Raw genomic sequence first — 13,378 nt, 5'->3', positions numbered from 1 at the left:
TCCAGCAGTGTCATGGGCAATTTGTCAGCGGGCTCGCCCTTACCCGAAAATGCGTTCGCTTCCTGCCCTGATTCAGGCCGCGGCACCCGCCAGTACCTGCCCCAGCAGCCTTGCCACCATGCGGTTGGAGAGCAGCACCGGGGCGCCGGCATGGCGCGCCACCTCAGCCCGCATGGCTTCGGTGTAGCCCATGCAGTGCATCACCACCAGGTCGCAGCCGCGCAGTGTCTCGCCCGCCTGCGCGAAGCGGCCGGTGCTTGTGTCCGTATAAGGCGAGGCATGCGTGACGCGCAGTTCGCAGGACACCGGCTGGATCAGGTGGAAGCCGCTCACCTGGGCTTCCAGCGGCAACACGATGCCGAGCCGCTTGCAGCCCTGCGCCAGCGCCACGGTCAGGTGGTCCACCACCTGCTGCGGTTCGATGACCAGGGTCTGCATCGGCGGCAGGGCGGTGCCGGTGCACAGTGGCACCAGGGCGTCGAAGCGGCCGTCGTCCAGCGAGGTCATCAGCCGGGCCAGCATCGCCTCGGCCACCGGCTTGCCCATCACCGCCTGCGTGCCGTCACGCAGCCGGCTGGCAAAGCGGTACTCGCCGGGCGCGGGCGCCAGCGCGGCAATGTCCTGCGGGCCCAGCGCGTCCAGGATGCCGAACTCTTCCACCGTGGCCGGCAGGCCCAGGTCGGCAATCATCTGCGGGACCACATCTGTCCTGGGCGCCTGCCCGATGGTGACGAAGGCCACGCGTGGCTGGCGTGCGGCAGGCGTGTTCATGCCTCGGTGCCCACGGTCTGCAGATGGGCCAGCGAGCCATAGCGGCGCTGCAGCTCGGCCCACTCGGCCGCGTCGTAGAAGTCGCATTGGCCCTGGCCGAACTGCTTCGCCACCTCGATGCAGAAGCGCGTCGCCACGTCGATGTCGAAGGCGTTGGTGACGCCGGTCGCGCAGCCTGGCACAGTGGTCTGCGCGGTCAGCGCCACGCCCACGACCGGGGCAGGGGTCACGATGGCCGGCTGCATGATCGAGTTGACATGCCACAGGCCGTTTTCATACGGCGTGATGTCCTGGGTGGTCAACGGCAACACCATCGGCAGTTCGCCGCTGACCCATCCCATCAGGTCCAGCATCCGTTCCGGCAGGCGCAGCAGCCAGCCTTCCTTGGCCACGGGTGTCAGCGCCACGCCGCGGCGGTTGACGAAGCGGTTGCCGCGCGTGGTGTCGACCGACAGGATCGCCGCCATCCGCTGGTGCACCTCATGCGACATCATCGTGCGCATCGCAAAGGGCGATTTCATCATCGGCACCGGATGGTGCGGCCGCGTGGCGGCGTGCGGGCAGATATGGGTGTGGATGCGCACCGGCCCGGCCAGCACGTCGCCGGTGGCGGCCATGTCGGCCAGCTTCAGGGCGCTGGCGACGGCCACGATGGCGCCGTCGGCATCGGATACCAGGCCCGTCACGGCCGGGCGCGCGCCGACGCCGCCCAGCCGGCCCACTACGCCAAGCGCGGGTGCATCCGGGTTCTGTCCGGGTACCGTGCAGGCGAGGAAATCGGTGTAGAGGCCGTTCTTTTCCACGCGCGTGACGGTGACATCGTCCAGGCCGCGCGAGCGCAGCAGTGAGGCGACAGCTGCGCCGTCGACATTCGCTGCCGACAGCAGCTCGATCGATTCAATAACCTGCTTGATAGACATCTTGCTTGACTTCCTGGGGCTGGGGAGGGGTTCCGTACGCTTGGGCTCAGGCCAGCAAATTCAGCGCGGCAGTGAAAGCGCGCCGGGCTGCACGTCGGCAATCTCCGCGCCCCTGAACCATCGCGCGGCATGGGTGCCGCCCATTTCGAAGCGATCGTCCGAGACCCGTACCCAGTTGCCTTCGGGCAGGCCCAGCACCGGCATGTCGGGCTGCAGCACGGTGAATTCGGCCAGGCGCTGGTCGCGCGTTTCGCCGCGGAAGCCGGGCACGACCAGATTGAAGTAGTGCGGGTTGATCTGGAAGGGGACTAGCGCCAGGGCGTCCAGGCCGCCTGGATCAGCCACCGGCATGTCGTTGGTGGTGCGAATGGTCGGGCAGGCCAGGTTGGCGCCCGCGCTCCAGCCGATATAGCGCGCCGCACCGGATCGTACCTGCGCCGAGATCGGCGCCAGCAAGCCGCGCTCGCGCAGGCACTGCAGCAAGCGGAACGTGTTGCCGCCGCCAACGACGATCAGTTCGGCCGCCTCGATGGTGCGCACGGCTGCCGCCGGCTCGGCCAGACGGTGTAGTGATTGCACCGCGATGCCGACCGGCGCGAAGGCGTCGCGGACCAGCGTCTCGTAGGTGTCCCAGTCGCGCGTGACGCCGGCGAACGGGATAAAGCAGGCAGTCTTGCGGCTGGCGGCCAGGTCGCGGATCGCTTCCTGGGCGTGGACCAGGTAGCCGGCGTCGCTGCTGGAGTTGCTGAGTAACAGGAGTTCCATGGGTCGTTGCGGCAAAGTCTAGATAAGTGAGGCGGCGTCGAGCCACAGTGGGTCGCCGATGCGCTGTCCCACGGGTGCCACGGCCTGCACCAGCGTCGCGCGCAGCGCCTGGGCCTGGGCCTGGCTGACCTGCATCGCGGTGAAAGACAGGCACAGTCCGCGCACGTCGCCTGAGAGCGGGTCTGCCAGCGTGGTGGCCACGGCGCCGATGCCCGGCATGCCTTCGTTCACGGCGATGGCGCTGCGCTCGGCGCCGGCCGTCGCCACGCGTTCGCGCAGCTCGGCAACCGTGGCAGGACAGCCGGCGGGTGCATCCGGCAGCTTGCGGGCGCCGGCGGCGCCATAGCGCGCGCTGAATTCAGGCTCGGGCAGGCGCGACAGCAGCACCCGGCCCATCGCCGTGGTGAATGCCGGCCGGCGTGCGCCGGGCGGCGACAGCACCTGCACCGGGTTGCTGCCGTTCAGGCGTTGCAGCACGACGGTGTCGGTGCCGTCCAGCATCGACAGATAGGCGGTGAAGCCGGTGGCTTCGGACAGAGTGGCCAGGATCTCGCGGCATTGCTCGTCGAAGGGATGCGCCTGTGCAGCGGCCTGCGCTGCGCGGATCAGCAGCGCGCCAGGGCGGTAGCGCCGCGTGGACGGCTGCAGTTCCAGCAGGCGATAGCGCACCATCTGGGCGAGCAGGCGCGAGGCCGAACTCTTGGCAAGGCCCAGTTCGTCCAGGACATCGTTGAAAGTGATCTCGTGCCGGTGATGCCCGAACAGGTCCAGCACGCTTTCCACGCCTTCAAGAATGCTCACTCCGCCACTCCACGCTCCGTATCTCTATTACCTGTTTGGTTCCGGTTTTCGGAACGTAGGTTCCGTAATTCGGTTTACAAATAATAGAAGCACGAAGACAGGAACACAAGGGGGGCATTCCCGGCGCAGCAACCCGGCGGCGAAGCAAAAAAAATGGCCCCGATCAGGGGCCAAGTCTTGAAAACCGGAGAGGTCGGGTCAGTGCGCCGCCATCGCATCAGCCGACCCGCCACCGCCCTTGGCCGGCCGCGTCAGCCAGACAAAGCCGATCAGCACGAAGAACAGCATCCCCGAGATCCAGAAGATATCGTTGGCGCCGAGCATGGCAGCCTGCTGGGAGATGTTGCGCTCGATCACGCCCATTGCCTGGGCCTGGCTCATGCCCATCTGCATCAGGTGGCTGAGCTGGTCGTGGTAGGCCGAGTTGTACGGGTTGACCTGTTCCACCAGCTGCGCGTGGTGCAGGGCCGAGCGGTTTTCCCATACGGTGGTCGAGATCGAGGCGCCGATGCCGCCGAAGGTGATCCGCACGAAGTTCGACAGGCCCGAGGCCGCCGGGATCTTCTCGGGCGGCTGGCCCGACAGGATGATCGACGTCAGCGGGATGAAGAACATCGCCATCGCCGCGCCCTGGATCAGCGTGGGCACCATCAGCGTCCAGGTATCCACCTGCGTGGTGAAGCCCGAGCGCATCAGGCTGACGATGCCGAAGGTGATGAAGGCCGCGGTGGCGACCCAGCGCGCGTCCATCTTCGGCAGGTTGCGCCCGATCACCGGTGACAGCAGGATCGCGAAGATCCCGACCGGCGCCATCACGATGCCCGCATCCGTCGCGGTATAGCCGACGATGGTCTGCAGCCACAGCGGCAGGATCACCAGGTTGCCGAAGAACAGCCCGTACGCCACCGAGATCGCCACCACGCCGGAGCTGAAGTTGCGGCCCTTGAACAGGCTGATGTCGACGACGGGGTGCTTCTCATAGGTTTCCCATGCCAGGAAGAAGAGGAAGCCGACAATTGCCACCAGCGTCAGCACCACGATCTCGGTCGAGTGGAACCAGTCCAGCTCCTTGCCCTTGTCGAGCATCAGCTGCATCGAGCCGACCCAGATCACCAGCAGCGCCAGGCCGATGCGGTCGATCGGCAGTACCTTGGTCGGGGTCTCGCGGTCCTTGTAGATGGCCCAGGTGACATAGGCCGTGATGATGCCCACCGGCACGTTGATGTAGAAGATCCACGGCCAGGTCATGTTGTCGGAGATCCAGCCGCCCAGCAGCGGCCCCATGATCGGCGCCACCAGCGTGGTCATGCCCCACAGTGCCAGCGCCATGGTGCTCTTCTGCGGCGGATAGCTCGACAGCAGCAGCGACTGCGACAGCGGGATCATCGGCCCGGCCACCGCGCCCTGCAGGACCCGTGCGGCCAGCAGCGTCTCGAGGTTGGGCGCGACGCCGCACAGCCACGATGCCAGCACGAACAGCAGGATCGAGGTGATGAACAGCCGCACCGCGCCGAAGCGCGTGGTCAGCCAGCCGGTCAGCGGCACCGAGATCGCATTGGCCACCGCGAACGAGGTGATGACCCATGTGCCCTGGTTGGGCGCGACGCCCAGGTCGCCTGAAATCGCCGGGATCGACACGTTGGCGATCGACGAGTCCAGCACGTTCATGAACGTGGCCAGCGACAGCGCGATGGTGCCGACCACCAGCTTGCCGCCGGTCAGCGGCCGCGGCTGCTGCGACGCCAGTGGCGGGACCGGCCGCGCCGGCGCCTGGCTGCCGTCGGACTGCGCGGCGGTGGGGGAGTTGGCCATGATCAGGTGTTGGCGGGCTTGGCGTTGGCGGCGCTGGCCGAGGGCAGGCCGGTGCTGCGGCCGCCGTTGTTGGCGGCGATGATGTGCGCGATCAGCTGGTCGGCGTCCTGCGCTACCTTTTCATAGACATCGGTCTGCATCGGCTTGGCCGGCGCGGCGGCGGCCATGGCGGCGCCTTCCTCGCGGCGCACGTCGACCTTGACTGTCATCGACAGGCCCACGCGCAGCGGGTGGTCCTTGAGCTGCTGCGGGTCAAGCGCGATGCGCACCGGCAGGCGCTGCACCACCTTGATCCAGTTGCCGGTGGCGTTCTGCGCCGGCAGCAGCGAGAAAGCCGAGCCGGTGCCGGCCGAGAAGCCGGCGACCTTGCCCTGGTATTCCACCTTGGAGCCGTACACGTCGGCTTCCAGCGTCACGGGCTGGCCGATGCGCATATGCGTGATCTGCACTTCCTTGAAGTTGGCGTCGACCCAGACCTGGTCCAGCGGCACCACGGCCATCAGCGGCGCGCCGGCGGCCACGCGCTGGCCGACCTGAACCGAGCGCTTGGCAACATAGCCGGTCACCGGCGCCGGCATGGCCGAGCGCGCGAACGACAGGTAGGCCGAGCGCAGGTTGGCGGCGGCGCGCTGCACGTTGGGGTGCTTCTCCACCGTGGTTTGGTCGGTCAGCACCTTGTTCGACGCCAGTTGCTCGCGCGCGGCCAGCAGCGCCGACTCCGCACCCTTGAGCGCGGACTGCGCGTGCGAGATCTCTTCATTCGAGACCGCGCCCGAGCCGGCGATGGCCTGGCGGCGGCGCAGGTCGTCGCGGGCCTTGGCCACGTCGGCTTCGCGCAGCGCCACGTTGGCGGCGAGCGAGCCGTTGTTGACGTACAGCGTGCGCACTTCGCGCACGGCCTGGGCCAGCTGGGCTTCGGCCTGTTCCAGCGCCACTTGCGAATCGGCGCGGTCAAGCTGGATCAGCGGCTGGCCGGCGGTGACCAGTTGCGTGTCGTCGGCGGCGATCGACACCACGGTGCCGCCCACCAGCGGCGTGACCTGGACCACGTTGCCGGCGACATAGGCGTCGTCGGTGTTTTCAAAGTGGCGGGCGTACATGCCCCAGTAAACGCCATAGCCGATGCCGGCGACCACGATTGCCGCAGTCAGCGACAGCAGCATGCGCTTGCGCTTGCCGTTGTTGTTGGTGCTGGCCGGCGCTTGCTGGGCAGGGTGCTGGGGGGTGTTGGGGCCGGCCGCTTGCTGGTTGTTGCTCATGATGTCTTCTGAATAATCTTGTGTTCGATCACCGGGTGCGCGGATCAGCCGCGAGCGCCCGCCTGGGTGTTGTGCTGTTGCTGCGCCGGGTCGTGGCCGGCGCTCTCGTGGCCTTCCACAGGCTCCTGGTAGCCCCCGCCGAGCGCCTTCATCAGGCCCATCTGCAGGTCCAGCCGCCGTGCCTGCAGGTCGGTCGCCAGGCGGCGCTGCTGCAGCACGTTGCTTTCGGCGTTCAGCACGGTCAGTTGCGTGCCCAGGCCGGCCTTGTAGCGGGTGGTGGCCAGTGCATAGGCGTGCTCGGCCAGGTCCAGGGCTTCGCGCTGGGTCTGGATCTGCTTGTCGACGCTGCGGATGCTGGTCATGGTGTCGGCGGTCTCGCGCAGCGCATCGACCAGGGCCTGGTTGTAGTTGGCCACGGCGATGTCGTAGCCGGCGTACTTGCCCTTCAGGTTGGCGCGCAGCTTGCCGCCTTCGAAGATCGGCAGGCGGATAGTCGGGCCGATGCCGAAGGTGCGGCTGACGCTCATCAGCAGGTTGGACGGATCCAGCGCGGCAAGCCCGGCAAAGGCGGTCAGGCTGACGTCAGGCAGGAACTCCTTCTTGGCGACATTGATGTCCTTGGACGCCGCCTCCACGCGCCAGCGTGCCGCCACCAGGTCCGGCCGGCGGCCCAGCAGGCCGATGGTCAGGTTGTCGGGCAGCGTCGGCGTGGCCTGCGCCAGCAGCACCGGCGGCTGGATCTGCAGCCCCCGGTCCGGGCCCTTGCCCAGCAGCGCTGCAAGCTGGTTGCGCGCCAGGGCGATTTCCTCGTCCACGCGCTGCAGGTCGGTGCGCGAAGCAGCCACCGTGCCGCGCGCCTGCGTGGTCTCGACCTGGGTGTCGAGGCCGGCGGCCAGGCGCTGGCGTGACAGCTCGGTCAGGTCGCCGCGCTGGGCGATGGCGCGCTCGGCCACGTCGCGCTGGGCGTACAGCGCCGCCAGGCGGGCGTAGTTGCGGGCGATCGAGGTGGCCAGGATCAGGCGCGAGGCCTGGCTTTCAGCCTCGGCGGCGCGGTCGTCGGAGAGCGCCGCTTCCAGCGCATCGCGGTTCTTGCCCCAGAAATCGAAGTCATAGGACAGGCCCACCTGCAGGCGCGACTGGTTCTGCCACGATCCCGCCAGCGGGGTGCCTTCGAACAGGTCTTTCTCGGAGATGCGCTGGCGGAGCAGGCTGCCTTCGAACTCCAGGTGCGGATAGAGCGCGCTGCGGGTGGCATCGGCCATGGCGCGCGAAGCTTCCACGCGGGCGAACGCGGCCTGCAGGCTCGGGTTGTCCTTGACCGCCTCATCGACCAGGGCGCTCAGCTGGGGGTCCTTGAACTGCGCGACCCAGTCCTGCGAGGGCCATTGGCCGTGTTCGTCGGGCAGGGTCTGCGAGGTTGCCATCGTGGCCGGGTCGGCCACGGTCTGGGTGCTGTGCGAATTGCCGAGTGCCGCGCAACCGGCCAGCACCGCCGCGGCCATGGCAGTCAGCGCAAGCACGCTGGCACGGCGCGCCAGCGTGCGTGGGGTGGCGCGCCGGGGGGATTGGGGGGAGAGAGCTTGTTTCATGGTGTTGCTCCGCTGCCGGAGCCTTACGGTTTCTACGGGCTGATACGGTGTCCGGTTGATCGGACGATCTGGTGTGCCGGAGGCCGGCGTACAGCCCGCTACCCGCTGTTGTTATCGATGATCCGCCGCAGCATGCTGCGCAGCAGTTGGATCTCATCCTCGGAAAAACCGCGGAAGTGGTGGGCAAGTACCTTGCAGAAGATGGCGGGCAGCCGTTCCACCAGTTCCTGGCCCTGTGGCGTGACCGACAGGTCGACCACGCGGCGGTCGGCGTCGCGGCGCCGGCGTTCGATCAGCCCGCGCTTTTCCATGCGGCTGAGCAGGCGCGTGACCGAGCCCATGTCGGTATTCAGTTCGCGGCCCAGGTCAGTTACGGTCGCGGCGCGGCCGGTGGCCAGCATCATCAGGCAACTGGCTTGGGCCTGTGTGATGTCCAGACTGCTCACTTCCTGCTCGACCCCATGCGCCAGCATGTTCTTGGCGCGTTGCATGAGGTAGCCGACGCTATCGCACATCTGGTACTCGGTGGGGTCGAACGGGCCGGCCGTGGATTCGGCTGGCTGATCGGTGGAAGGGAGCCGTGACATCTTTGCCTTTGCAATCTTTGCTGTGACAAATATATGTTCACGTTTAATGATGCGCAAGAACGGAAATTGGTTATTCCACTTTTCGCAATGATATTCATTCGGTAAGTGGCGGTTCCGATCAACGCGTCTTGCGCTGCAACATGCTAGAATGTTGGGTTACCTCAGATTCTCCAAAGCGAGACGCAGCAATGACCCGCGCCATCCGAAATATCGCCATCATCGCCCACGTCGATCATGGCAAGACCACCCTGGTCGACCAGCTCCTGCGCCAGGCAGGCACCTTCCGCGACAACCAGCAAGTCGCCGAACGGGTGATGGACTCGAACGACCTGGAAAAGGAACGCGGGATCACGATTCTCGCGAAGAACTGTGCCGTCGAATACAACGGCACCCATATCAATATCGTCGACACCCCGGGCCACGCCGACTTCGGCGGTGAAGTGGAGCGCGTGCTGTCGATGGTCGACGGCGTGCTGCTGCTGGTCGACGCAGTCGAGGGCCCGATGCCCCAGACCCGCTTCGTCACGCGCAAGGCGCTGGCGCTGGGCCTGAAGCCGATCGTGGTGGTCAACAAGATCGACCGCCCGGGCGCGCGCCCGGAATGGGTGATCAACCAGACCTTCGACCTGTTCGACAAGCTGGGCGCCTCCGACGAGCAGCTCGACTTCCCGGTGATCTACGCCTCGGGCCTGAACGGCTTTGCCGGCCTGACCGAAGACGTGCGCGGCGGCGACATGAAGCCGCTGTTCGAAACCGTGCTGGACAAGGTGCCGGTGCGTGACGACGATCGGGACGGCCCCCTGCAGCTGCAGATCATCTCGCTGGACTACTCCAGCTACGTCGGCAAGATCGGCGTGGGCCGCATCTCGCGTGGCCGCGCCCGTCCGCTGCAGGACGTGGTGGTCAAGTTCGGCCCGGAAGGCAACCCGATCAAGGGCCGCATCAACCAGGTGCTGAAGTTCCAGGGCCTGGAGCGCGAGATCGTGCAGGAAGCCGAAGCCGGCGACATCGTGCTGATCAACGGCATCGAAGAACTGGGTATCGGCTGCACCGTGTGCGCGCCGGACGCCCAGGACGCGCTGCCGATGCTGAAGGTGGACGAGCCGACGCTGACCATGAATTTCTGCGTCAACACCTCGCCGCTGGCCGGCCGTGAAGGCAAGTTCGTGACCAGCCGCCAGCTGCGCGAGCGCCTGGACCGCGAACTGAAGTCCAACGTGGCGCTGCGCGTGGCCGATACCGGCGACGACACCATCTTCGAAGTGTCTGGCCGCGGCGAACTGCACCTGACCATCCTGCTGGAAAACATGCGCCGCGAAGGCTACGAGCTGGCCGTGTCGCGTCCGCGCGTGGTGTTCAAGGAAATCGACGGCGTCAAGAACGAGCCGTACGAACTGCTGACCGTGGACGTCGAAGACAGCCACCAGGGCGGCGTGATGGAAGAGCTGGGCCGCCGCAAGGGCGAGCTGCTCGACATGGCCTCGGACGGCAAGGGCCGCACGCGTCTGGAATACCGCATCCCGGCCCGCGGCCTGATCGGCTTCCAGGGCGAATTCCTGACGCTGACGCGCGGCACCGGCCTGATCAGCCATATCTTCGACGACTACGCACCGGTGCGCGAAGGCGGCCTGGGCGAGCGCCACAACGGCGTGCTGATCTCGCAGGACGACGGCGACGCCGTGGCCTACGCGCTGTGGAAGCTGCAGGACCGCGGCCGCATGTTCGTCAAGCCGGGCGATGCGCTGTACGAAGGCATGATCATCGGCATCCACAGCCGCGACAACGACCTGGTGGTCAACCCGATCAAGGGCAAGCAGCTGACCAACGTGCGCGCTTCGGGTACCGATGAAGCGGTGCGCCTGGTGCCGCCGATCCAGATGTCGCTCGAGTATGCGGTGGAATTCATCGCCGACGACGAGCTGGTCGAGCTCACGCCCAAGAGCATCCGCCTGCGCAAGCGCCACCTGAAGGAGCACGAGCGCAAGCGCGCTTCGCGCGAAGGCGCATAAGCGCTGGCTGTGCCAACAAAAAACCGCGCCCGTGAGCGCGGTTTTTTGTTGGCGGTGGGGTAATGAGGCACCTGCTTACCATGCGTACTTCACCCCGGCACGCAGCGCGTATTGATAGAAACTTTGTGCCCCCCACGCGCCGGCCACATTGGCCCAGCCGCTCCAGCGCTTGCCGATGTCGGCGTTGATGCCGAGCTTGAGCTCAAAGCGGTTGGACGTGTACAGGCTGCCGAGCGGCAAGCGGTTGAACGAGATATTGCTGTCGATGCCGGCGTGCCACCAGTTCAGCGTCGCGTATGGCTGTATCTTGCGGCCGTCGACACGCAGGAAAGTGCGGTGCAGGGGCGCACCCACGCGCGTGACCGCGCCGCTGGAGTCGGCGCCGGTGATGCGCGTGCCGTTGGGCTCGCTGACGTCATCGGCGCCGTACTTCACGTAGACGAGCTGGGCCTGCGGCTCCGCCACCCATCCACCACGCAACGGGAACGCATAACCGGTCTCGCCGGAGATGGCCCAGCCGTTGGCGCCATAGCCGACCGTCGGCAGGCCGTCGCCTTCCACCTTGTTGTCGAACCAGCCGTACTGCAGCCACGTGTCGACATAAGCGCCGAGCTTGTGCTCGTCGTTCTGGTACCAGGTGCCTTAGGCGCCGATGCTCCAGCCCTGCACGCTGCCCTTGGCGCGCTTGCACCGCATTGGGCGCGCCCTCGATGGTGGCGTGGCTGTCGATGATGGCGCCGCCGGCGGCCTGCACGCCGCTGCCGCGCTGCGCCACGATCTGGCCGCCCAGGTGTTCCTGCGTGCCGCCGTTGGCCAGCGCTATGCCGGCAGTGGTGCCGCCACGCACGATGCCGCGGTTGATGACCGTGCCGCCGCTTTCCAGCCGGATGCCGTCTTTCAGGCCGTCGATGGTGCCACGGTTGTCGACCGTGCCGGACGCGCCGGCTATCATGACGCCTGCATTGCCGTTACCCCTTATCGTGCTGCCTGCATAGTTGACCACGTTGCCGCCGCTGCCGCCGATCCACAGCCCGTACGTGCCGCCGGAGATCTCCGCACCGGTGGCGACGGTGGCGCCGCCGTCCGTCGAGCCATTGGCCACGTTGCCGCCGCTGTCCAGCAGAACGCCGATCAGCCCCCCCGAGATCGCACCCGCATTGGCGACGCTGCCGCCATCGTTCACGACGCTGATGCCGTGCCCGCTGCTGGCGCCAATCACCGAGCCGGCCAGGTTCGTCACCGTGCCGCCGCGCTCCAGCAGCACGCCGGTGGTGCCGCCGTGGATGGCGCCGCCCTGGTTTCGCACTACTCCCGCCATGCCGCGGATACGGATGCCATCGCCAGTGCTGTCGCTTTCGACCAGGCCGGTATTGACCACCGTGCTGCCCGCGTCGGCGGAGCCGAGCAAGACCCCCGCTCACTTGGTGCCACTGGTGCGGATCGTGCCGCGATTACGGAACACATAGGACCTGGCGGAACCGCCGTCGGTGACCGCATCGGTATCCGCAACGAAGGCGCTGCCGATAAATGCCACGTCCGTGGAGGCCGGGTCTCCGGTGACGGTATAGGTGCTGAACGACGCAGGCTGCCGCAGGTCGATCTGTGCGATGCCATCGCCTGAGATGGCCTTCTGCGCATAGGCAGGGCAGGGCAGCAAATGAGCGGCGGCGGCCACCGCGAGCGGGTCCGTCGTTACGGCGGTGAATCTCGACCATGCGCACGCCATTGCCGCGATCTCCACATCGCGTGCTTTGCCTGCCCCTGTCGAGGATCGCTACGATGCGCAGCAACGCGCTGCATCGGCACGGGCACCGGATGGAAGTAAATGCCGGTGCCGGCGGCGGGTCAATTTCGTATTTTCTGCGCAGAAATCAACAGTCTGGTTCCTTCGGAAACTTGTGAAGGCGATGGCTATTGCGCGCCAGGCACGACTTCGAGCGCCGGTGCGCGCGGGCTGCGCCACTCGGGCGGCTTCCACAGGTAGCGCGGGTCGCGGTCGCGCCAGGCATCGGTGAACATGTCGCGCCATTCGTGGAAAGTCAGCGTCAGCGGGTTATGGGTGCGCACCTGGCGCGTGATGCCGTACACCGGTGCCTCATGCTCGGGGACGAAGGTGCCGAACAGGCGGTCCCAGATCGTCAGCACACCGGCGTAGTTGCGGTCGATGTACTGCGGGTTCTTCGCATGGTGGACGCGATGAACCGATGGCGTATTCAGCAGCGACTCGATCAGCGGCCTGCGTTGCCCCAGCCGCGTATGCACGAAGAACTGGAAGGTCAGGTTCAGGCCTACTGCCAGGATCACCCAGTCCGGCGTGAAGCCGATCCACGCCAGCGGAATCCAGAACAGCCACATGCCTGAGAGCGGATACGTCAGGCTCTGCCGGAACGCTGTCGAGAAATTCATGCCTTCCGACGAATGGTGCGTCACGTGCGAAGCCCACAGCCAGCGCACGCGATGGCTGGCGCGGTGGAACCAGTAATAGAGAAAGTCCTGCAGCAGCAACAACAGCGCGAATGACCACATGGTCTCCGGCATGGCGTGCAGCCCGTGCTGGTAGCACCACGTGTAGACCGTGCGGATCATCAGCCAGAGGAAGAACGCATCCGACGCCTGGTGCATCAGCGCCAGTGCCGCGTTGGATACGGTGTCGCGCAGGCTGTAGGCGGTCGGGTCGCGGCGGGCCCAGTACCGGGCCTCGGCGCCAATGGTCAGCAGGAACACTGGCGCAAAGGCCAGCAGCACGAGTCCGGGATCGAGCGATTCAGTGTTCATCTCGCCAGTTTGCATATTCCGCATGGAATTGCTACGAGGGGTTCCTCCAAACGGCGCCGCGCGGGGGTTTCGCGGCGCATCCGCCACATG

12 protein-coding genes are annotated in these 13,378 nt (G+C 66.7%); 1 reads left to right on the top strand and 11 read right to left on the bottom strand.

What is annotated here, in order from left to right; all coding sequences use genetic code 11:
* Positions 1–72: 72 nt before the first annotated feature.
* The 8 genes from AC1Q7H_RS14235 to AC1Q7H_RS14200 form a co-directional block, all read right to left on the bottom strand.
* The gene (locus AC1Q7H_RS14235; RefSeq protein WP_211979864.1) at positions 73–771 is read right to left on the bottom strand and encodes an AroM family protein; all 699 of its coding nucleotides are present in this window, start codon (positions 769–771) and stop codon (positions 73–75) included.
* Positions 768–1,691, bottom strand: coding sequence for a DUF1177 domain-containing protein (locus AC1Q7H_RS14230; RefSeq protein WP_211979863.1), 924 nt, complete (start codon positions 1,689–1,691; stop codon positions 768–770). The genes AC1Q7H_RS14235 and AC1Q7H_RS14230 overlap by 4 nt, the downstream gene beginning before the upstream one ends.
* A 60-nt stretch (positions 1,692–1,751) precedes the next feature.
* The gene (pepE, locus tag AC1Q7H_RS14225; protein WP_211979862.1) at positions 1,752–2,456 is read right to left on the bottom strand and encodes a dipeptidase PepE; all 705 of its coding nucleotides are present in this window, start codon (positions 2,454–2,456) and stop codon (positions 1,752–1,754) included.
* Between the two features lie 18 nt (positions 2,457–2,474).
* Positions 2,475–3,257, bottom strand: coding sequence for an IclR family transcriptional regulator (locus tag AC1Q7H_RS14220; protein WP_013957162.1), 783 nt, complete (start codon positions 3,255–3,257; stop codon positions 2,475–2,477).
* A gap of 198 nt (positions 3,258–3,455) precedes the next feature.
* Positions 3,456–5,069, bottom strand: a complete 1,614-nt coding sequence (locus AC1Q7H_RS14215; RefSeq protein ID WP_013957161.1) for a DHA2 family efflux MFS transporter permease subunit — start codon at positions 5,067–5,069, stop codon at positions 3,456–3,458.
* Positions 5,070–5,071: 2 nt separating this feature from the next.
* Positions 5,072–6,328 (bottom strand): HlyD family secretion protein, encoded by a 1,257-nt coding sequence (locus AC1Q7H_RS14210; RefSeq protein ID WP_013957160.1) that lies wholly within the window; start codon positions 6,326–6,328, stop codon positions 5,072–5,074.
* Between the two features lie 44 nt (positions 6,329–6,372).
* Positions 6,373–7,917, bottom strand: a complete 1,545-nt coding sequence (locus AC1Q7H_RS14205; RefSeq protein ID WP_211979861.1) for an efflux transporter outer membrane subunit — start codon at positions 7,915–7,917, stop codon at positions 6,373–6,375.
* 98 nt (positions 7,918–8,015) lie between these two features.
* Positions 8,016–8,504, bottom strand: a complete 489-nt coding sequence (locus AC1Q7H_RS14200; protein ID WP_211979860.1) for a MarR family winged helix-turn-helix transcriptional regulator — start codon at positions 8,502–8,504, stop codon at positions 8,016–8,018.
* A 188-nt stretch (positions 8,505–8,692) separates the two neighbouring features.
* Here AC1Q7H_RS14200 and typA point away from each other — a divergent pair, with 188 nt between their 5' ends.
* Positions 8,693–10,513, top strand: coding sequence for a translational GTPase TypA (typA, locus tag AC1Q7H_RS14195; protein ID WP_153953615.1), 1,821 nt, complete (start codon positions 8,693–8,695; stop codon positions 10,511–10,513).
* A gap of 75 nt (positions 10,514–10,588) precedes the next feature.
* Here typA and AC1Q7H_RS14190 read toward each other — a convergent pair whose 3' ends face one another.
* The 3 genes from AC1Q7H_RS14190 to AC1Q7H_RS14180 all read right to left on the bottom strand — a co-directional run bounded on the left by AC1Q7H_RS14190 (position 10,589) and on the right by AC1Q7H_RS14180 (position 13,288).
* A complete protein-coding gene (locus tag AC1Q7H_RS14190; protein ID WP_249221343.1) occupies positions 10,589–11,101 on the bottom strand; it encodes an autotransporter outer membrane beta-barrel domain-containing protein in 513 nt (170 codons plus the stop codon).
* An 829-nt stretch (positions 11,102–11,930) separates the two neighbouring features.
* On the bottom strand, positions 11,931–12,254 hold the full coding sequence (locus tag AC1Q7H_RS14185) for a hypothetical protein (RefSeq protein WP_492381401.1): 324 nt from the start codon (positions 12,252–12,254) through the stop codon (positions 11,931–11,933).
* A gap of 170 nt (positions 12,255–12,424) precedes the next feature.
* Positions 12,425–13,288: a sterol desaturase family protein gene (locus tag AC1Q7H_RS14180; protein ID WP_211979858.1), complete on the bottom strand. Its 864-nt coding sequence runs from the start codon at positions 13,286–13,288 to the stop codon at positions 12,425–12,427.
* Positions 13,289–13,378: the final 90 nt, after the last annotated feature.

It is taken from the genome of Cupriavidus sp. GW823-FHT06D04, from assembly GCF_058795055.1.
This window is presented reverse-complemented; position numbering and strand designations above follow the sequence as displayed.

Bases quoted from the DNA above. Each gene is read 5' to 3' on its own strand.
- AC1Q7H_RS14200 (WP_211979860.1), bottom strand. From the start codon at position 8,504: ATGTCACGGCTCCCTTCCACCGATCAGCCAGCCGAATCCACGGCCGGC.
- AC1Q7H_RS14210 (WP_013957160.1), bottom strand. From the start codon at position 6,328: ATGAGCAACAACCAGCAAGCGGCCGGCCCCAACACCCCCCAGCACCCT.
- pepE (WP_211979862.1), bottom strand. From the start codon at position 2,456: ATGGAACTCCTGTTACTCAGCAACTCCAGCAGCGACGCCGGCTACCTG.
- AC1Q7H_RS14215 (WP_013957161.1), bottom strand. From the start codon at position 5,069: ATGGCCAACTCCCCCACCGCCGCGCAGTCCGACGGCAGCCAGGCGCCG.
- typA (WP_153953615.1), top strand. From the start codon at position 8,693: ATGACCCGCGCCATCCGAAATATCGCCATCATCGCCCACGTCGATCAT.
- AC1Q7H_RS14235 (WP_211979864.1), bottom strand. From the start codon at position 771: ATGAACACGCCTGCCGCACGCCAGCCACGCGTGGCCTTCGTCACCATC.
- AC1Q7H_RS14205 (WP_211979861.1), bottom strand. From the start codon at position 7,917: ATGAAACAAGCTCTCTCCCCCCAATCCCCCCGGCGCGCCACCCCACGC.
- AC1Q7H_RS14230 (WP_211979863.1), bottom strand. From the start codon at position 1,691: ATGTCTATCAAGCAGGTTATTGAATCGATCGAGCTGCTGTCGGCAGCG.
- AC1Q7H_RS14180 (WP_211979858.1), bottom strand. From the start codon at position 13,288: ATGAACACTGAATCGCTCGATCCCGGACTCGTGCTGCTGGCCTTTGCG.